At 30.4% G+C, this 20,971-nt stretch carries 15 protein-coding genes; 1 reads left to right on the forward strand and 14 read right to left on the reverse strand.

Features of this window, described 5'->3' with window-relative positions; translation table 11 throughout:
* Positions 1 to 329: 329 nt before the first annotated feature.
* From BR66_RS0105470 to BR66_RS0105535, 13 genes are all read right to left on the reverse strand, one after another.
* The gene (locus BR66_RS0105470) at positions 330 to 1,460 is read right to left on the reverse strand and encodes a right-handed parallel beta-helix repeat-containing protein (protein ID WP_026882015.1); all 1,131 of its coding nucleotides are present in this window, start codon (positions 1,458 to 1,460) and stop codon (positions 330 to 332) included.
* A 59-nt stretch (positions 1,461 to 1,519) separates the two neighbouring features.
* Positions 1,520 to 2,368, reverse strand: coding sequence for a C1 family peptidase (locus BR66_RS0105475; RefSeq protein ID WP_026882016.1), 849 nt, complete (start codon positions 2,366 to 2,368; stop codon positions 1,520 to 1,522).
* Positions 2,369 to 2,525: 157 nt separating this feature from the next.
* Positions 2,526 to 4,244 carry a polysaccharide lyase family protein gene (locus BR66_RS23195; protein ID WP_051624114.1) on the reverse strand — a complete coding sequence of 573 codons (1,719 nt, stop codon included), beginning with the start codon at positions 4,242 to 4,244 and terminating at the stop codon, positions 2,526 to 2,528.
* 251 nt (positions 4,245 to 4,495) lie between these two features.
* A complete protein-coding gene (locus tag BR66_RS0105485; RefSeq protein ID WP_035795525.1) occupies positions 4,496 to 6,280 on the reverse strand; it encodes a glycosyl hydrolase family 28 protein in 1,785 nt (594 codons plus the stop codon).
* An 838-nt stretch (positions 6,281 to 7,118) separates the two neighbouring features.
* Complete coding sequence (locus tag BR66_RS23200) at positions 7,119 to 7,376, reverse strand: RipA family octameric membrane protein (protein WP_026882018.1); 258 nt, start codon at positions 7,374 to 7,376, stop codon at positions 7,119 to 7,121.
* 336 nt (positions 7,377 to 7,712) lie between these two features.
* Positions 7,713 to 8,681 (reverse strand): HNH endonuclease domain-containing protein, encoded by a 969-nt coding sequence (locus tag BR66_RS0105495; RefSeq protein ID WP_026882019.1) that lies wholly within the window; start codon positions 8,679 to 8,681, stop codon positions 7,713 to 7,715.
* Between the two features lie 9 nt (positions 8,682 to 8,690).
* Complete coding sequence (locus tag BR66_RS24740) at positions 8,691 to 10,748, reverse strand: AAA family ATPase (protein WP_051624115.1); 2,058 nt, start codon at positions 10,746 to 10,748, stop codon at positions 8,691 to 8,693.
* 142 nt (positions 10,749 to 10,890) lie between these two features.
* Entirely contained in the window at positions 10,891 to 11,277 is a 387-nt protein-coding gene (locus BR66_RS23210) for a hypothetical protein (RefSeq protein ID WP_051624116.1), read from the reverse strand.
* A 193-nt stretch (positions 11,278 to 11,470) separates the two neighbouring features.
* Positions 11,471 to 12,202, reverse strand: coding sequence for a Qat anti-phage system TatD family nuclease QatD (gene qatD, locus BR66_RS0105510; protein ID WP_026882021.1), 732 nt, complete (start codon positions 12,200 to 12,202; stop codon positions 11,471 to 11,473).
* Complete coding sequence (gene qatC / locus BR66_RS0105515) at positions 12,199 to 13,482, reverse strand: Qat anti-phage system QueC-like protein QatC (RefSeq protein WP_026882022.1); 1,284 nt, start codon at positions 13,480 to 13,482, stop codon at positions 12,199 to 12,201. Before qatC ends, qatD begins: the two co-directional genes overlap by 4 nt.
* Positions 13,479 to 14,255, reverse strand: a complete 777-nt coding sequence (locus BR66_RS0105520; protein WP_026882023.1) for a hypothetical protein — start codon at positions 14,253 to 14,255, stop codon at positions 13,479 to 13,481. The genes qatC and BR66_RS0105520 overlap by 4 nt, the downstream gene beginning before the upstream one ends.
* A 10-nt stretch (positions 14,256 to 14,265) precedes the next feature.
* Complete coding sequence (locus BR66_RS0105525; RefSeq protein WP_026882024.1) at positions 14,266 to 16,080, reverse strand: KAP family P-loop NTPase fold protein; 1,815 nt, start codon at positions 16,078 to 16,080, stop codon at positions 14,266 to 14,268.
* 674 nt (positions 16,081 to 16,754) lie between these two features.
* Positions 16,755 to 18,386: an ATP-binding protein gene (locus BR66_RS0105535; RefSeq protein WP_026882025.1), complete on the reverse strand. Its 1,632-nt coding sequence runs from the start codon at positions 18,384 to 18,386 to the stop codon at positions 16,755 to 16,757.
* A gap of 128 nt (positions 18,387 to 18,514) precedes the next feature.
* Between BR66_RS0105535 and BR66_RS0105540 the strand changes: the two genes are divergently transcribed.
* Positions 18,515 to 18,745: a helix-turn-helix domain-containing protein gene (locus tag BR66_RS0105540; RefSeq protein WP_026882026.1), complete on the forward strand. Its 231-nt coding sequence runs from the start codon at positions 18,515 to 18,517 to the stop codon at positions 18,743 to 18,745.
* A gap of 48 nt (positions 18,746 to 18,793) precedes the next feature.
* On the opposite strand, the gene BR66_RS0105545 is transcribed toward BR66_RS0105540, so the two are convergent.
* Positions 18,794 to 20,962, reverse strand: a complete 2,169-nt coding sequence (locus BR66_RS0105545) for a type IA DNA topoisomerase (RefSeq protein ID WP_026882027.1) — start codon at positions 20,960 to 20,962, stop codon at positions 18,794 to 18,796.
* Positions 20,963 to 20,971 lie beyond the last annotated feature (9 nt).

The raw sequence follows: 20,971 nt of genomic DNA on the forward strand, positions 1-20,971 counted from the left end.
GTACCCCTTAAATATAAACATAAGATTTATTTTGACCAATTATCAAAGTAACCAAAACTGATTTTAGGTTATAATCGCCCTTGTCCGGTGATTGAGTTTTTTTTAACCATGATAAAATGCTTCAAAATTAGGAAAATCGAACTTCAATTTTCTTTAAATTACTTTGATTTTCTATGAAATACCATTAATTGGATTAGCATGGCTTTTATCGGTTTGATTGGCTACACACCATGTATGTAGGCTCAACCCATTTAAATTTAAATAGAAAAAATCACTATTTACGCTTTAAATAGTGATTTTTATTGTATTAAGCTAGATGCATATTTTAATTATTCATTAATACCAGGTAATGGAGTATTAGGAGCTGTTGCAGTTACATTACCTCCTATAACTTTTGCACCAGAATATATGTCACATTTTCCTTCTGTTGTACAATTTTTAAAAGTAAATACATGTCCATTACCCGGGTTGTAAGGGAAATTAAAGTTACTTTTAGTAGTTTTTTGATTAGCATTAAGTATGTTATCTGCACCATTTCTATCAGCATCACAACTAGTAAGAGATAATGATGCTGCACTATTATTTTGAGAAAATCCAGCTGCTTTATTGTCATATGACTTACATCCGGTTACCACATGATTACCTAATGATCTGTGCGTACCTTTGGGAGGTTTTTGATTACCACCAAGTTTAATGCCGTCACCATTCATCCCTGCGTTATTGAGAGAACTTTGTGGATCACCATGATAGTATCCATTTTTAGTAGCAGTACAATTAGTTATTGTAACTACTTCATCTGTTCCAAGTAAATCCCAACCATCATCTGAATTGTTATAAGAGTTACAACTTATAAATTTGTTTCCTGCCCCAGCAGCAAGTTTACATGCAAAACCATCTGCATTTGAACCCTTTGTGCCTATATCATAGTTGTTAAAAGAATCAGAACCTTGTACTAAATTGTCGTGGGCACCAGCTGTAATTTGTAAACCTGCATCATTATTGTTATCTGTTATACAATTTGTAATTGTATTGTTATTAGATGCAGCCCCTTTCATTAATATACCATTATCACCAGCACTATATACTTCTATATTGTCTATTTCCCAATATGAATTTGTGATGTTAATTCCATAAGAACTATCTCCATCTTTCTCACCAGTAAAATCAAGTTTAACTTTTGCCGTACCTGATGATTTTAATTTTATAGTGTTTCCTTTAGCTCCATCTTTATTTAATACAATAGGTGATGTTAATTTGTAGGATGGACTAGTAAGCACAATGGTATCCCCAGGCACAGCTTTATTTATTGCTGCCTGAATAGCTGCTGAATCATTGTCAGTGCCTGTGCTTGCTACCTGGATAGGTGGTGATGCTGCATATACATTACTTGTTAATTGTGGCAGCGCAAATAGGGAAAGAGACATTACCACAGAAGTTATTAAACATACTTTTCTTTTCATTAATAAAAACTCCTTTTCTCGAAAATATTTTGCATTAACTTTTTTTATTTGAATTTTACTTAATCTACAGTATAATATGCTTCCATGTTTTGACTTTTAATTAAATTGTAACTTATCCAGCCGTATCCGTTGATTCCCCAGCCTGTACCCCAAGAGTTTATTATTTTTACTGCTTGCTTTTGGTCATCATAACCAACTACACATAGACCGTGACCGCCTCTGCTTTTACCACTTGCATTATCATAAATTGGGTTACTAGGGGACAAATTATCAAAGTCTGGATATACATTTATTCCAATAACTACTGGATATCCATCCGCAAGAAGTTGTTTTATTTGAGTATAGTTTCCATTTTGAAGTTGTGTCCAACTTGTAGATTTATAATTAGCCGCATCAGCAATTTGTACGCTTGTAGGTTTAGTTGTATAAGCATACTCATTACCATTGTATGGCATGTCACTTAAAGTTGCACATCCTTGGTTGTCCAAGAGATTAAAGGCATCACTAAAAGAACATCCGCCTCCATCTGCAGAATTATCTGCATGAATCTGGCTATACATATATGATTGACTGAAAATATGATTATTAGTAGCTACTCCCCACCAATTATTTTTAGCATTTTCTTCATATGACTTGGCGTAAGTTGTTGCAAAAGCAACACAACTTCCTAAGCTTCCTTGATTTTGAACAGAAGGCAAAAAGCTTGATAGGTCAACTGAAGCAGGTAACTGAATGGCACTTTGTCCAAAAGAGGTTGGTAGTTTTTTTACATTGCTAATTTTTTCATGGAGTGTTTTCAATCCTAGTGGATGTAAAACTCCAGCATGAGCAATTTGCCCTGGAATAATGACACCGGTCAAAAGCAATAAGGATAATAGTAGTTTTGAAAATGATTTTTTTAATTTCATTTATAGATTCCCCCATACATTTATTAATAATAATTGTAATTTTGTATTGCAATACTAAATTGTACTAAATTATACCATGAATTCTATATTTACGCAACTATTTTTAAAAAAATAAGTTACATTTTGTGATGAATTATTTTTTCTTTTATGTGTCTTATTATTCTATTTCTAATTTCAAAGTATCATACATAATTCCACCATCAGTACCAATTTTCTGCATTTGCAGAGTTATTGTATTTTTACCATCCTGTAGTGAACTTGCAGGAAATGTAATATCACAAAGTCGATATCTCCCACTTTGATTTGCACTTCTATATGTTGTTTGATCATTTTCAGTTGAATAGTCTAATGTGCTAACTTTCTTTCCATTTACAAGTACATTTAATACAGGATTTCTTGAAACACTTGCTACTGCAACTGTAAGATGTGCATTTGAAGTATAAGTTTTGATCATTGTAAAATTCACATTCCAATTTCCAGGTTTTGTTTGTGCATAGTACCAATCATTAGCTGGTGTACTTTGTCCTATAGTATATGTCAAATTTGCTGGAACCTGTGCTGGAAGACCATATTGCCTTGGTAAATTCCCCAATTTAAATTCTGATGCTAGTCTATCTGCTGTTCCAATTTGCCATATAAAATTTGAATATTGAGTGGCATTCCAATTTAAATTTCCTAAGTTTAAAGTTAAACCACTTACATTAATATTATCCTTTTCAAATTGATCCGTTATAGTACCATTTGTTGAATAAGCATAAATCGAATAAGATCCTGGGCGCACATTTTTTATGTTAAAATTACCGTTATTATCTGTCTTTGAGTAAAAAATATAATCTGAACCTTGCGTGTAAAATTCTCCGCCTGGCTTAGCTAAAACCACCATTGTGTTCGCAGCGGACCTTCCATTAGAAACATTTATCTTTCCACTAACACTAGTTCTCGAAATAGGATAATTAACATTATTTAGCCAACTGTATGTCCATGAATTTTCTTCCACCGATGCCTGGGAATTTGCATCAGCTATGTCACCATCATTTACATAAACAAGCCATGGTCCATATATTTTGCCACTTGGTATAGTTACACTTTGAGCACCAAAATGAGACCCTTTAAGCATGTTAAGCAAAACTCCATCTCCAGTACTACTTTCTAAATGAACCATTAATTCTTGACGCATTGGTCCTCCGCTATAATATTCCTTACTTACTGGAATAAGCCATATTCCATTTCCATTACCGTATAATCCATGCACATGGTCCCTATATTCATAGTCTGCCCAATCATACTTTGTATAGATTTGACCATTTTGAAACTGCCAAGTTTCATCTTGTAATTTAGTTCCATTTTGAATGTCTGACAATGTTGGAAGAGCACCGGATTTAACTGAGTTATATCCATTTCTAAATATGCTCCCATCTACCCTGTAAACAGTACGAAATTCACCAACTGTTCCTAAATTTGATGCAACAAAATAAGAATATATACCACTAACATTATTTCTTAATACGTAATGTAATTCTCCCCAATCACTGATATATGCTACATCAACCATTGTAGAATTATTAGTTACAATCTTAAATGAGTTTGCAGTAAATCCAGTAACACCATTTACAGAAGCATAAAATCCTTTTGCTGTTCCTATAAGCTCCTTATTATTTTTCACCAGTGAATATACTGTACCATCACTGTTAATTTTAATAGTAATATATTGATTGGACATAGTAGCTGTTCTTGCATTAACGTCTGATGTAAGTTGTACAACCCCCACACCTGCATTATTTCCTAGCAATGGTACAACATTTTTTTTGTGATAAGACCCTGTAATCATACATATTGCACAAATTGTAACAATAAGTATACCGCAAATTTTTTTCATGTTACTCCCCCTCTAATTTTTAAATATCAGGTTGTTAAATCATAGTATTATTAATTCAACAACCAAAATACATTTATCTTGTAATAAAAAGTCTATGTTATGGGCCATACACTAGAAGAAGTATAAAATAAAAGACCTGTTTAAACTAATAATATATGGTGATACAAGGTATAGTTACTTGTATCACCATATAAATTAGAAAAATGAAAAGTAAGCAATTATAATTATAGAGTTTTATATAGCAGAAATTACTAATATGTTACATTTGTGCAGTTTGTCAAAGTCCAAGGATTTGTCATGCCTTTGAAAGTTATATTAGTAAATGTACTATTAGTCATATAAGTTAAGCTAGCACCCAAAGTATTTGCAAATGATACATTATTAAAGTGTATGTCAGTGTGTGCTCCACCGTTTAAGCCATCTACAAATATTCCATAACTCTTAGATCCATTAACGCTGCAATTACTAACAAAAATGTGTTTGAATATAGGTAGATCTGGAGCAGATGTATAAGAACCAGTTGCACTTGAATTAGTATATGCAGATGTAAATATAAATGGTTGTCCTTCACCATCAGTAATGTTTTTTAATGCAGAATCACGGAAATAAATGTTTTGTGCTCCTCCACCTATTCCTTGAGCTGATTTACAACGAAGACCAGAACCTGTTCCATTGATAACATTATCTTCTGCTAATATGTTATCAATACCTGCAGCCGTATAGCTACCAGCAACTACAGCACCATGTCCATGTGCAAAGTAATTGTCAAATATCCAAATGTTACTTACAGGAGGAAGAGCTTCACCTTGCACTCCCCTTCCAGCTGAAAAGTTTACATCATCATCACCAGTGTCAAAAACGCTATTCATAACAATTAACCCCTGTGCGTTATAGTCTATTCCATCTGCGTTATTACAACCATAGGTTTTAACTAAAGCACCGTTTATCACCATATTATTACATTTGGCTGTTTGCATAGTTTGTTGTGCCGGATTCTCAAATGAAAGTCCATCACCTAAATATACATTACTTATATTGCTTAGTGAGAGTAAAACTGATCTTGTTGAATAAGCTTGTACACTAGAAAGACCTTCACTTATTCCTAAATTGTATTGATTGGCTGCAAGATCACCATTTTGTTTAACTGTTGATATAGAACTTGATAATGCAACTGGAAACCCTGTTCCTGCTTGTGGAGTACCTTGCTTCCAGCCACTTCCGTCAATTATACCAGTTCCTATAATTTTAAGGCTTTGAACTGAACTAGTACCAACAGCATTAATAAGTGCATTATTTTTGCTGCCTTTTGATACAGGATGAGCACTGCTTATATAGTCTTGTGAATTATCAGAACCAAGCAATTCCCCATCTACTCTTAAAATCATATTATCCTTTAACCAAAGAGAACCTGATTTGAAAGTTTTGCCTGCTGGAATTAGAACTTCCCCACCTGAAGTACAAGCATTAATAGCTGCTTGAATGGCATTGGTATCAATAGTTGTACCATCTCCAACTGCACCGTAACTCGTAACATTAAAAATTGTTGGTATTTGATCTGTACTTTGAACTATTGTACTACTTTGGCTAAGTACATTTCCTGTAGTATCTACAGCCTTAATTACAAAGCTATAAGCGGTATTAGGCGTAAGTCCTGTAGCTATATAATTATGCATACTTGTTTTTACAGCTGAACTATTGCTAGTATCATTATAAAAGTTGTCAGTGTACTGCTTAGACTGTGAAGCAGTGTTATTATTTGCATTACCTATAAATTTTCCATTCATGTATATATTGTAGTTTGCGATAGTACTGTAATCAGCTGGCTTTTCCCATGCTAATGTAATATTATTGTTATCGTGTGCAATGACAGATACAACTAAATTATTAGATGGTTTTGTTGCATCTGATACTGCTGATGAAGCAATTGATGAAGTAACTGTTGCTGCACTTACATTATATGATCTTATGCCATAAGGACACATAAGAATAGCTGCTGCTACAGTAAGTAATGTTGTTTTTGTTTTAAATTTAATCATTTGAATTGTTCCCCCCCATAAAAGTTTTTATTAATTGGTTGTAGACTATTTATTACATGTTTTCTAAATTTTCAATTAATCTTATATATTTATTCTATCTGTTTCAACCTCAAAAATTTCATAAACTCACCTCCTTTTAAACAATTTGACCAGTTGTAGTGTCCTATTGTAACCTTTACAATGTTACTTGCAGACCCTACAGCAACTGATGAACCAAATCCAATTGCTTTATTAAGAATAGCATTTACCTTTTGTCACATCACCATTTTTATTGAAATTATACAATAAGGTGAAATATTAAACTATTTATTGTATATATTACCATAAATTATTCATAAATCAACTATTTTTCAACGGTTTGTTTAAAATTATAATGGCAATTTTCTTATACAAAAATTTCCATTATAATTTGATGTAGTGGTAGTCATCGGATAAATTTTTTTTAAAGTCCTTATTCATAAAAAGCAACCACATAAGCAGTTGCTTTTTATATATTAATTTTAAAGAAAATTATAGTCATAAAGTGATTTGGTTCTGGAATTGAAGCTTTACTAATTGCATTTTCATTTGTTATTGCTTTAGTCATTATGATTATAGGTACTTATTTTGCTTCAACAGAAGATCATACCCATATTGATACTCATAAGGAATATACTAATTAACATAAATCCACACATGATTTTAGTAAAAGAATAACACCATTAATATTTAAAAGGCGTATAACTGAAATGTTATACGCCTTTTTTATTTTAAAATGCTTATGATAATCATCATATTGAAATTACTTTGCCAAAGGCAAAAACCTTTAGAGTATAAAAAATTAAGAACTTCATGATTTTTAAATCCTTAGCGTATAATTTCCGCGTTTTGCTCCCGGTACGCCATTTACAAGGTAGCAACTATAAGAAAATACAAAACCCACTGCGCATACAATAAGTATCGAATTATTGTTTATCTTACCAACCTTACTTACTAAATGAAAATATCCTGCAAAGATTAAATCTATAAATATCCAAAAATATCTTGCTCTCTTCCAGTAAATATCTATTTCGAATTTTCTAATATTAAGAGCAAATCCTAATGCTTTCTCTTGCATAGAATCAGCCTCATTATTAACATTTGATTTTTTCATATTCTCTGAGTAACATTATTCTTTAAATACATTTTTTTCTATGGACAAAATAAATGACTGCATCCCTTTAATTTTTTCAATATCTTTATATGTTTTTATCCCGTTTTTGTAGCATTTAATAGCATCCCAAAACTACACACACTTTAGGGTGTAAAAATTAGGTACTTTATAATGTAAGTTGAAAAATAAGCAGTTAATAACTGTCCTTTAAATCACATCACATGATTCTTGTATTCAAAACAAACTACCATTGATATATTTCATTTTGTTTATATTTGTGAAACATGAGTTAAATCAATTTTAAACAAATTTAACATTATACTCTTTTAAAAGATCTTGAGTTAGCTTTGAAAGAGGTCGCTTTCCTACTTCATCTAATTCTAAATAGTTAGAGTAGATCATTTGTTTTACTTCATCTGAAGAACTAAAAGCTTCAGGAAAACTGCAATATATGCTTTCAAAGAAATCATCATTGAATATTATTGACTTCTTAATAATTTCTCTTGCATAGTCATTATGTTGTGTATATAAATAATCAATTTTAAATGCTTCATTGTAGGCTTTGATTATATCAGTATAAGCAGCATCACCTGAAAGTATTATAGATAATTTCTTGTTTTCATCAAACCATGCATCTAATTCATCAAAATCTGTTTCAAATACTATTTTGTCATCAAAAGATTCTTCATATGGGTAACATATTGGTTGATTTATTACATCTACATAATTGTCACTCTTTCCTTTATTACACCCACTACAACATGGCACAATATTAAATATTGAAATAGCTAGATACGGATATTGACTTTTAGGAAAATAATGGTCCAATTCTGGCTTTTGTCTATTTACTACAGTAAACGTATAGCTTCTATTGCAATATGGGCACACTTTAGCGTCAATTTCTTCCAAAAAATTATATGCCCATTTTCTCTTTGAAAAATTTTTGAAGAGATTCTCGAATTCTTTTTGAATTTCTTCCTTTACCTTTTTAACTAATAATAAATTCGATCCTGCATCTTTATAAATGAGTGGTTCAAATTGATTAATAAGTTCAATGATTTTTAGCTTTGAATCTGTACATATTAGTTTTTCTATCTTTTTTTCATCTAGAACTCCTTTGGAATTTTGAAACCAATTATAGAAATTGGTATATCCTTTTAAATTGTCTAATTTATCTTTTATTTTTTTATATCCTTGCTTTCTCCCAAAATCTATTTTATGATATTTCTTTATTTTATTTTTTTTATTCTCAATATTAATTTTTATCATTCTTTCACCTTAGTCCAAACTTTCATTAATTTCATTAATCATTTTCTCAAGTCTAATTTTCAAACTAATAAGTTTTTCCCGTTCAATATTTATTGATGGTGATTCTTTCTCATTTGGAATAGCTTGATGGTTCTCATTGCAATTGCTCAATCTTTTTTTATACATGCTAAATATTTTTCGCTTAATAACTGGCTCGCCTATCGTTTCAATGATATTAAGTACATCACTATCTTCATAATCAAACTGTTTTGGATTTTTCAATTTTTTAATTACAAAATTTATTTTACTTTTTGCATATTCTCCTATTTCACCTTTCCCACTTAAAAAGAATGCATCATTAAATAATTGATATATATTAGCAGCAAAAGTTTCTTTATGCCTATTTCTGTTATCAATTATAGACCCATTATTCTTTTTCCTAATATAAACAGTATTAGCAACAGGAACATCTGAAAGCACTATTGGTGAATGTGTTGCAAATATTATCTGTATTTTTTTCTCTGGAAATTGGATATTCAACTCATTTAAAAGATACTTAATAAATTTTCGTTGCCAATCTGGGTGACAGTATAGTTCTATCTCATCAATGAGTAACAAAATATTTTTTTTTGTTGAGTTTATAACGTTAGAGTTTATTTTATTGAAAAATGGAATCAGATTTAATCTAGAGAAAAGATTCAAGTATGCTCTTTCTCCTGATGAAAATTTAAGATTTTCTATATTGAGATATTTTAAAATAAAGGAAAATGGCGCTGTTGCAACTTGATTAATTAATTCAATAAAATTTTTATAAGCTTCTCTATTCTTATCTAAATCAACTTCAATCCATTTTTCATATGCCATATCATTAGTTGGCAATGAGTTATTTCTAAATTCACAACCTAATATAATATTCTCTAATTTTCTAATTTCATTAGCTGCATTACTGTAGTAATATATAATTTCATTATCTTCTTCATAAAATTTTGTCTTAACTAGATCAATACAATTATCAAATAATGCATTCTCCCCAATAGGATTATCAATATAATCTTGTTTAATGATATTATATATAAAATCTATTTCGAATATTAGATTTAATTTCATTCTAACATTCAAATCATGAATATTACATTTGTTACTTTTTATAAAATTGTCCCAAATTTTTATTTTGTTTTCAATCAAATTGTAATAATTAATGCTTGAAATATATGTTTTAGGTTTTTTATCTTTTTTTCTATATAAAACATTTATAAGTAAATCACTTGAAAGTAATAGATTTGTGGATATTTTCCCTGCAAAACTTTTAAATTGACCTTTCTTACTATTCAAATAATTAAAATACAATACATCACATATTGCCTGAAAATCTATATCTGTTTTTTCTGATATGATTATATCTTGAAGCCCATTATACAAATTATCTTTTATTATAGTTTCAGGAAATGATACAGTCTTTCTATAGAAATGATTCCCAAATAGGCTCATACTTTGTGGTATTAGGGCAATTTTACTCACAACCCGCCCCTCACTTGTCCATCCCCTTAAGTCAGAATTATAAATACCATTTGATAAATAAATTTTTGTAACTTCATTTAAATACAATTGTTTCTCAAACATTTTATTGTAACTATCGTTATTTACTTGTATTATGTATATACTTTTGTATTCACTTGTAATATTTTCTTCCAAATTATGTATGGCTATGATTTGTTCATTATTTTTATAGATCTGAATTGTTTTGGATTCTTCATAATTAATTTTCGAACTATCTGTATATTCTTTTCTCTTCTCTTTATTTTTAGGCATTATATCGTTCTCAAATATATATTTAAGAAGCGTAGTTTTTCCTGCTCCATTTTCACCAACAAGAGCAGAAACATTATCAATTACATCATTTTTGAATAGGTTGTAATAATTAACATTCTGTATAACTTCTAGTTTGTGTGATTTTATGTCAAATCTAATATTATACTCGTCATTAATGCAAATATCTTGTTTTCTAAAAATACCATTTCGAGTGCGATTAATCCAAACATATAATAATTCTATGATGAACACCTCCATTATTAATAAATATGTAACCACATTTAATAATAACTATCCATTATCATCAACCTATCCACTTTTATAAATTCATGAGTATGTTAGTCATTGTGGTGTTGTTTTTTCATTTTATAATCATGGGTCTAACCAAATAGTGTAGACACTTATAAAATTAATTTATTTACTATAGTGGCCAGAATTTTCTTTCTACCCCAAATGAACCTTTTTGATTTGGGGTAAATTTCAATTTTCTACAATATTTTTTATATTCTTTTTCTAATTCTAAATCAAAAGCTGGTCTACAACCTAATATACTCGAAATTGCTGGGTTTGTTTCTTTACCATCCTTATACTCATTATTCAAATGTGCATCTATATTATTATCTGAATATCCGATAAATCTACTTGGATAAAATTTATACGAACCTTCATTTTTCAAAACAATAAAGCATGTGCCTTTTTTTATTAGCGCTAAAGCAAACTCTTTTTCTTTTTCACCCGCCTTGGTTATATAATCATCCAATAACGTGACATTCTTTAAAATTTCGCTTTTATTTTGTACTAAAACCACATTAAACTCCTCCTCAAATCTATCTACATACTTTCTATTTTATTTGGTTTATATTTTTCTTTTACTATTTCATAAAAATATATAATTGATTTTATTTCTTGGTGCTCATATGGTACTGCCAGACTACATTATTATTAAACCTACACATATAATCCTTTACATATAAGTATATAAATAACGCGCCGTTATTTGTTCAACTCAGTAGATTCTTGAAATTGTTTTTCACTATTCTTTGAATTGTTTCTATACTCACATTATGCATATGACAAAGATAAGCATAAACATTATCTAAAAAATTCAGATCATAGTGATCGTTCAAGCCATAAGTAAATGGTGCATCACTCTCTATCAGAATCCTATCCAAGGGTATAAAATTTATTATTTTTTTCCCTGATATGCTTCTAATCATTTGATGGTTGATTGAAAAATAAAACCCGCGAGAAATAGCTATTTGTATATATCTCAGGTTGCCTGTATACCAATGTAATATCACTTTTCCAGTATAGTTTTCAAGTATGTCAATAACTTCCTTAGTCGCTTTCCTAGAATGGACGCTTAGAATTTTGTCATCAAAATTACGGCATGCTTCAACAATTCTCTTGAAAATTTTCACTTGACAGTGTTTATTTTCAAAGTTATTAACAGTAAAATCTAAACCTATTTCACCGATATATCTGGTTCGTCCTATGTTTTTCAAAAAAACAGGTAACTGTTGCTGATATTCATATGCTAGTTCCGGGTGAAACCCTAATGCCAATTTAAAATATTTATATCCACAATAGTTTTTCATGTATTTTTCAAATAGAACCGGCAAATTCGTCACAGCTATTGTATAAGATTGGGTTTCTTCGATGAATCTTACTACTTTATCTCTATCCTTATATAAATCAAAGTGCATATGCGCATCCATCGAAAAACTCCTCATCCTCTTCCCTCCAAATATTTACCTACCTCTTTCATTCCTCTAATATATAATTGCGTAAATTTATCAATATCATAAGTAATGGGACCGGATTTTTGTATTGATAAGAATGAGTATTTAGGGTTGAATCTTTCAAGACCAAGTTTATATGAGTTAATATTGGTTTTCGCAGTTGGTCCACTTGTAAAAGACGCATCAAAATACTCACTATTATCAATAAGTCCCGCCCTTTTTATTGCTGCCTTTCGTATCACGCATGGTAAACAGTACCCACAATGGCAAGATTTTGTTGCTCCACGCATTCTTCCCTGATCCGGATGTGAACACGACATTGTATTATGCAATTCACCTTTTAGTAAATCTTGATTTTTACACTGTAAAAGCATCTCACCCTTAGTTAAATATTGATATGGATTTCTAAGAGAAACACTTAATCCTAACTTACCAATCAACTCTTGTAGCATTTGTATATAATATGGGTGAGTAGTCCGGGTGCTACTTGTTCCTAATCTCGAATTTGTAAAGGGAATATTCAATGATATCATTCCATTTTCTGGTATGATCATTTCAACTGGCTTACCTATTGCTGATGCCAAAGCTATAGCATGAGAAAAAAACATAAATGATCTGGTTCTTGTTGTGTCTTCTTTTCCTTTATTAACCGAAGCATAAAACTGGCAAAAATCACTTTCTTCTAAATTGTATTGTTCTATAAATCTAGCTTTTAGCATATCTTGATACTCTTTTGTTCCTTTGCCTCCTCCATAATGACTCACAAACAGTGTATTATCATCTAATGTTTGTAGAATATCAATCACACCTATAAATGAATCTAAACCGCCAGAAAACATACAAACTCTATCATAACTTTTGTGTAAAACTTTTGAAGCAATCATTTTATCTCTATAGCGGACTTCCTCTTTGTCCAATTCTCTTCCCCTAAAATGAATAACCCAGCTATCACCGCTCAAAAAACCAATCATCTTCTGCAGTAGATCTCGATTTATATTCCATTTTTCTAAATTTAATACTGGAATATATAATTCGATTTTTCGGCTCCAACTATCATTAGCATCTTTTCTAAGTACCAATCTATCTGTTGCAAATACCATGAGCGAAATATACAACAAATCAAGTGCTGCCAAATCATAGAACTGATCCATTTTTCTTATCTTTTTCCAAAATGTATATGTAAATTTTTTTTTATCTGAAAGATTGATTTCAAAGTTTTGTTTATCTGTAGAAAAATCATCATTCGATGATACTTTGCATGAAATAATCATAGCGTTCCCTCCAATACTTCTAAGCATTTGCTATAGAGCATAACAATAGATGACCTAACATCTTGGTTGATTATATCTCCATTGTTTTCAAATTCCACTCTAACTGTATTAAATATGTATTGCTTAAATTCTTGCTCAAGGATCAAGGCTTCTTTCGGGTTACTAATATATTTCTCGAATCTGCTTTCTAAATCGTTCATCATCTTAATCCAGATATATGAACCTACATACTCACATAACGTCTCATTCATCAATACTACTGGCATGGAATCAAGGCTTTCTAATTCCATATTATTTGCTTCTACAAAATCATATATTTTAGACAATGACTCCATTGATGCTTCCTTAGCAACTATATCTTCCTTAGAATCAGATTGGAATGCAACAGCACTCACCAAATCTGAAAACACATCATATATTGATCTTCCCGCATAATCTACTCCAAATTTTTGAAGTGTTGTAACTATACCTTCAGTTTTAATACCATTTAGAAAATTGCCAATATTCCCAGCAGCTCTCATGCCCGACGATGACTGATTAAGAATTGTTCCGGATCCACCTGATGCATTTACATACTGACGTGCAATATGCTTTACACTTCCTGAATTTCCTCCGTTTTTGATGTATTTTGACATATTAGTTTTCACTGTTTGCCAAGACACTTTAAGACTATTTTGTGATTCCTCATTTCCCTGTTCTCCATTTTTATCATAGTCATCCGGAAGTAGTGAATTCTTGTCCATTTTTCCATTATAGATACTTGAAGTTCCCACAATAATCCCCCTACCTTAATAACCCTTTTTGAAATGCTTTTTCAAGAACAGGTTTTTCTCTTATCCATTTGTCCGAAATTTCCTTAATATCTGCAATTTTTTTTGATTTCTTTTGAAAATTACAAACATAAGGTACAAGTCCCATTCCAATCTGATTTCCATTTAAATTATGCAAATACGAAAGTGTCTCGGAAAACAATGACTCTATTGACGAACCCCAGCTCAAAAGAGCCTTGAATTTTGAATCTTCCAACTTAGTATCAGACATCATCGAATTATATACCATTTCCAATATCTTGGCTGCCTCTGTCTCGCTAACACTATCAGCTGAAGAAATAGCGTTTTTTATTGCTAAATTACTTTTTGACAACAACTCATCACATATTTTTTGTGCTAATGGTGATAATTTTGAACTCATTAAATTGACTTTCTCATCTAAAGAAGTTCTCGTAAAGTAAAAATACAACGTAAGGTCTTCGTTAGCAAGCTTAGGTTCAATATTACACCAGGTTTGAACCCATATATCATCTTTCCAAATCTTCAACTTATTCAGTTCATCCAAATTATTTTCTTCAAATGTTGCGAGTTCCAAACCTAGGGTACCTTTAGACGACATTTCTGCCATTTTCTTAAATAGACTTGGCATAATATACTCTAGCATCATTATCTTAGCCAAGACTTTTCTATCTAGTTGTTTCCCCTTATATTTAGCCATTTTCAGTCTCATATCCAATGAGTTCAAAAATCTTTTGCATTGGCGAGGATTACCATTCAACCCTCTGGCTAATACGCTTGCAAGCTGTTTTGCAACAATAACACATTCCATAGCTTTAGAGTTGTTTTTCAATGTGCTTTTCTGCATTGCTTGATCTATTGAAAACTTTAAAAAGTCCTTATGTTTCTCTCTATTTAATAAGCGGACAATCTCATCAAATTTATCTGGTAGTAACTCTTCCTGCAATAATAAACACGTAATATAGAATTCAACTTCATCAGCATTAAGTCTCGGAATTCTAATAGGGTACTGAATCAATTTTTCAAGATATTCTTTTCCAATATCAATTTGAATTCCTTCAATTTCTACGAATTTTTTTCTTACTGCATATGCAATATGACGTTCATCGGCACCTATAACAAAAGCAATTTTCCCCGAAAACAAGAATAAACGCATTGCTTCTAATGTATCGAGAATTGTATCCGGACTACACCTGTCTAACTCATCAATAAAAATAACCAACCTTGATATATTAGACTCATCAAGTAATTCTGAAAATTTTTTCTGGAACTTCTTAATATCATTGCGAAGTACCTTATTGTTTAGCTCGTCCGTAATCCTAGTTTTAATATCATCAACTTTAATACCCTCAGCTTTATTGGAACCCTTCTGAACAACAGTTTTTAATGTTATATCAGCTAATGTTCCTAGTCCCCCAGTCAAGAAAAAATCTGTACCATATTTTAATCCATTCCTAAGCAATTTGAACTTGTCAATACTTGTATATAGCCCTTTGATGATTGCCTTAGCCTTCTCCGTTAGTGTCCTTTCTTCTTCAATCGCATCTAAAATTGAACCCATAATTGCTGATTTGGCATCATCATATCCTTCAAACAGCCAGCCATTAAAAACAAGACATTTAGCTTCTTTATCTGCTTCCTCCAAACGCCTTTTACACATATACATTAAACTGGATTTTCCGCTTCCCCAGTCACCATAAACACCAATACTTGCGGGAAGTAGCTTATCGTCGGAAATAGTGTCCCTTAACACGTCAATAAGATAATCAAAATCCAAAAAATCCAATTCTGTTTCACTGTCTTTCCACATTATTATTAAGCTCCTTTCTACAATTTCCCATAGATTTTACTATATATTCATAGTAAAACTCTAAAGATTGGCATAGTCCACACCTCTTTCTTTATATCAAATATGATATGATATTTGATTTCCTCTTTTATGGAAAGTGTGACTCAATAACTCATCTTATTTCCATTATATTCACTCAAGAAGAACCCACAATAGATTTCAAAGCAATAAACCCCAAGTTGACTGTAACACCAGTGAATATAGCTCCCTTTTTTCTGCATCTTATACCTTTAAGTATCATAAGACACCCCTGCTTAATTTGCTTCAGTAGGCTTGTCTAGAGTTCATCCATAGAGCACAAGGAAAGTCCTTCTTTAATGAATATATTATTTTTACTTTTCAAAAGCACATTTTATTCTAATACCTTATAATCTTATTATACTCCAAATTTTATCATTATATCTTCATTTTACCTATGTATTTGTATTATTCTTCTTCTATAATTAACTCTCTCATTTTAATTCTATTTTCATTCATCCAATATACTTTTCTCACTACTACCTTTCGGTTTTCTTATATCATTTATCGATAAAAATAAATACTTTATAATACTGAATGACAATAAAAAAACATCAGAATTCCCTCTGATGTTTCAAACTACTAATCTATTATATATTTTTTGCTATGCAAGTATTTTAAGAAATCTTTTTTACTTTGCTCACTATAAGTTTTAATTCAATAATTGGTATTATTTTTTGGGCTCCATATTTTAAAAACCACTCCTTGTTCTCCATTATTAATGTTAGCGTATTTCCATCCTTTAACCTTTTCGTTTCATTAACCTGTAAATCTACATACCAACATATTACATAATCAAAAGTCTCATATGGATGGTCATGCTTAAATAATGAACTAAGTTTATATTCAACTTCAACAAGAACTTTTTCTTTATTATAATTAAAACATATCATATCTGTTGTTGAATGTTGAGAATAGTCGCCAATTTTATCGATATATTTTATTAGTTTTTTTATTTTTTCATTGGATATCATAGCTGCAAATATTAGAGCAACCTGTAACTCATTACTAGGCCTCTTAGTTATAGGAATTTCATCTGTCAATAAATCATCTAGTTTATCAAAATGCTCCAATCTCTCTTTTATTTTTTTTTGTTTCTCTTTTATTATATATTCTTGTTCTTCCATTTTTCTTAACTTAAAATATCCCTCTTCAGCCAGTGGAATTATATTTTCATCAATAATTTTTTTTGCTTCTGATAATACCCATTTTACCTTTGAATCTTCTAAATTCGAAATATTATTTCTATCTGCTGTTAATTCAAAAGCTTGAGAATTAAGCAATAAATGATAATGATTATAATTTGAATTTTGAAGTAAATCGTTTTTTTTAACAAATGGAATAAAATCCTTTGCAAGATAAACCCCAAATCTTTTTCTGAAATTTCCTCCTTGCCTAAATTTCGCAATCTTTTTTCTACAGTTCAACCCCGATATAGTACCATATAACTGGAGTGAAACATATTCTCCATTGATATTTGTAGCCATATTATATGGTCCAAAATGTCTACAATAATTTATTGATCTTTTATATATAGGTTCACAGGGATCCTCTTTAGGTTTTTCTTGAGGTGGATAAAATTGGTGTGTCCCTGCTATTTCTTCTTTTATGTTCAGTATTTTATCTTCCAGAAAAACTCTCGGAGCTATCTGCATATTATTAATATATTTATGTAGTTCTGCATAATTTGCAAAATATGTTTTGAAACTGCCTGCTGCAGTAAACCAAAGTATATAATCTTTGACAATATCAAAATTAAAGTACTTTTCAGGGTTATCCATCATATATCCTTCAATTATAATAGTAGTACCACCTTTACCGGATGATGTATTAATTTTTTCAACTGAATACTCTGGCAATTCATTATTACAAAGATGTTCCCATGGCTTATCCATTATAACTTTATACGCTTCATTACTTGTAGTTTGCGTTTGTAGCATAATTTTATCACTTCTAAAATATATTTTTGTACCTAATCCCTTTTCACCTATTCCTATTTGCAACTTATTTGAGTCACCTAAATTAAAAAATCTATGTATATCATTTATGTTTAATCCTTTCCCATCATCTTGAATCTCTATAACAAACTTACCTTCACAGTTTCTATAAATTATTATTGAAATAACTTTCGCTTCGGCATCATGTGAATTACTAATACCTTCTCTCAAAAGTTCTAAAGGATTAACAATATTTTGTGCTATTTCTTTGTATAATGAAATGGCTTTTACTTGTGGTTTATATATTTCCAAGTTATTTACCCTACCTTTCAATAAAAAATGTTATAAAATTTCTATATTATGAGATAACCTCATAACATAGTATCCTCTTTCATTCTAAAATCAATACATAATATCTTAATTTTAAGGTGGTTACCGTATTGAAAAGGAATATAACTGGTGAAAACATTCAAATTATTAGGAATACTAGAAAAATATCTCAAGAACAACTTGCTGCAAAGCTCAATTTGCGTGGAATTGATATAGATCAAACTATAATTTCTAGAATTGAAAATCAAACTAGAGAAATATTAGATTTCGAAGTAAAATCTATTGCTGATATTTTAGGTGTAAAAGTTCAGGATTTATTTGAATTGCATAAAAACAAATAACAATCTATATAAGCCTCAATTCATATAGATTGTTACTTATATTTTATTTTAATTTATGAATTCCATTTCCCATTTGTAGTATCCACTTTTCTCATCTCTTATGTATTTTAAATATGCTGAATAAGTTGTTCCTTTTTTACTCTTCAAATTTCTGAATCCTACTTTTCCATTTTTAAGTAGTAATTCAACCATTGCTTTGCTTACTGTTTTTCCTAATGCTGCAATGAACTTATCGCTCTTCCATATTGTATAATTACATCCATTTTTCCAATTGGTACATCCGAATGATTTGTCATTTTCAACTACTGCATTCCCACATATAGGACATATTCCTATACTTTCTTTACCTTCTGGTAATTCTACTTTAAAATTCTTTAACATAGAAGTATCTTTTTTTATAGCATCTATTGCTTTAATAGTAAATTCTTTAATCATGTTCAGGAAATCATCTTTTTTGAATTTCCCTTTTTCTATATCTGATAGTGTTTTTTCAAGCCTCCCTGTATATTCTAAGTCTAAAAGTTCTTTAGCCGGAAAGATTTCTACTAGTGTTTTGCCAAGTTCTGTACATGTAAGACTTTTACCTTTTGCTACGATGTATGATGCATCTTTTAACTTTTTAATTGTTTCTCCCCTTGTAGCTGGTGTTCCTATACTAAATCCACTTAGTATGGCAGCCATCATCTCTTCTGTATCTTCTTCATCCTTTTCATTTTTAAAACTCTTCCCACACGTCTCCATAACTCTTAAAAGTGTCTTTTCATTATGAAGTTTAGGTGGCTTTTTAGTCACATCATTTACTTTAGCATCAACTACATCTACAATTTCTTTTTTTGATACCATAGGAAGAAGAGTATCCTTGCTTTCGGTTTTCTCAGCAACATGCCATCCTACAACTGTTTGAACTTTTCCCTTTGTCACAAAAGTTCCCTTAATTTCACTCTCATTAACTTTGGATACAAGTTTAGTTTCTTCATATTCTGAGATTGGCAGAAACTGTATTATAAATCTGTTTTTTACAGCATTATACACGATTTCTTCATCTTTACTTAGCCCTGTTGGCTTCATATATGTTGGGACTATAGCACTATGACTTTCTACCTTTGAATCATCAAATATTCTTTTATTATCCACAAACTTTATCTCATTTTCATATGGTAGTCCTCTTTTAATTACGTCTAATACCTTCTTTGTTCTCTCTTTTAAACTTTCTGATAATGCAATACTTCCCGTACGTGGATATGTAGTAAATTTCTTTTCATAAAGAGATTGTGTGACTTTTAATACTTTATCGGAGGTCCATCCCTTATATTTACTTGTTACATATCCCTGTAAATTGGATAAGTTGAATAAATTAGGTGGATAATCCCTTTTCTTTTCTACTTGTTTTTCTATGATAATTGCATTTTTATCCTTTAAAAGCTTAATCATGTTAGCAGGGATTTCCTTATTCTCAAATTTCTCATTTTCATTTTCATAATACAATCCTTCAAATTCTTCATTTCCTTTTGTCTTAAAGGTTGCTATTAATTTATAGTACGTGCTTGATTCAAAATTTTCTATTTCTTTATCCCTATCATAAATAATCTTTAATGTAGGTAATAAAACTCTTCCTATGTTTAATATTTTCTTATCATTTGGCTTATATCTTAAGGTGGCTACAGAAGTTAAATTTATTCCTATTATCCAATCTGCACATTGTCTACCTACACCTGCATCTTGAAGGGATTTCATTTCTTCATTAGGCTTTAAATTAGCCATCCCTTTCTTTACTTCTTCTGCTGTCCATTCATTCAATAATATTCTATAAATAGGCTTGTTTACGTTTAAAAATAGCAATATCTCATTAGATATAACCTCACCCTCGCGATCAAAATCTGTGGCTGAGATAATTCCATCCACATCATCTCTGTCTATTAACTCTTTTATTAAGTTAATTTGTTTTTCTGCGCCTTTATCTACAGATGATCTATCAATGCCATCACTTTTCACCTTATACTCAAATTTTTCTGGTATGAATGGAAATTTTTCAAGTCTCCAACTTTTCATATTTTCATCGTAATCTTTAGCATCATATAATTGCAAAAGATGGCCAAATGCCCATGTAATCAAATAGTCATCCCCTTCAAAATAACCATTTCTTCTAGTTTTTATATTAAGGGCATCTGCAATATTTTTTGCTACCGAAGGTTTTTCTGCTATTATAACTTTTTTCATATTTTAGTT

Origin of the sequence: Clostridium akagii DSM 12554, from assembly GCF_000686725.1 — a bacterium.
Taxonomy (GTDB): domain Bacteria; phylum Bacillota; class Clostridia; order Clostridiales; family Clostridiaceae; genus Clostridium_I; species Clostridium_I akagii.

Coding starts and splice junctions, on each gene's coding strand:
- BR66_RS0105470 (WP_026882015.1), bottom strand. CDS start 1,460: ATGAAAAGAAAAGTATGTTTAATAACTTCTGTGGTAATGTCTCTTTCC.
- BR66_RS0105475 (WP_026882016.1), bottom strand. CDS start 2,368: ATGAAATTAAAAAAATCATTTTCAAAACTACTATTATCCTTATTGCTT.
- BR66_RS23195 (WP_051624114.1), bottom strand. CDS start 4,244: ATGAAAAAAATTTGCGGTATACTTATTGTTACAATTTGTGCAATATGT.
- BR66_RS0105485 (WP_035795525.1), bottom strand. CDS start 6,280: ATGATTAAATTTAAAACAAAAACAACATTACTTACTGTAGCAGCAGCT.
- BR66_RS23200 (WP_026882018.1), bottom strand. CDS start 7,376: ATGCAAGAGAAAGCATTAGGATTTGCTCTTAATATTAGAAAATTCGAA.
- BR66_RS0105495 (WP_026882019.1), bottom strand. CDS start 8,681: ATGATAAAAATTAATATTGAGAATAAAAAAAATAAAATAAAGAAATAT.
- qatD (WP_026882021.1), bottom strand. CDS start 12,202: ATGAGGAGTTTTTCGATGGATGCGCATATGCACTTTGATTTATATAAG.
- qatC (WP_026882022.1), bottom strand. CDS start 13,482: ATGATTATTTCATGCAAAGTATCATCGAATGATGATTTTTCTACAGAT.
- BR66_RS0105525 (WP_026882024.1), bottom strand. CDS start 16,080: ATGTGGAAAGACAGTGAAACAGAATTGGATTTTTTGGATTTTGATTAT.
- BR66_RS0105545 (WP_026882027.1), bottom strand. CDS start 20,962: ATGAAAAAAGTTATAATAGCAGAAAAACCTTCGGTAGCAAAAAATATT.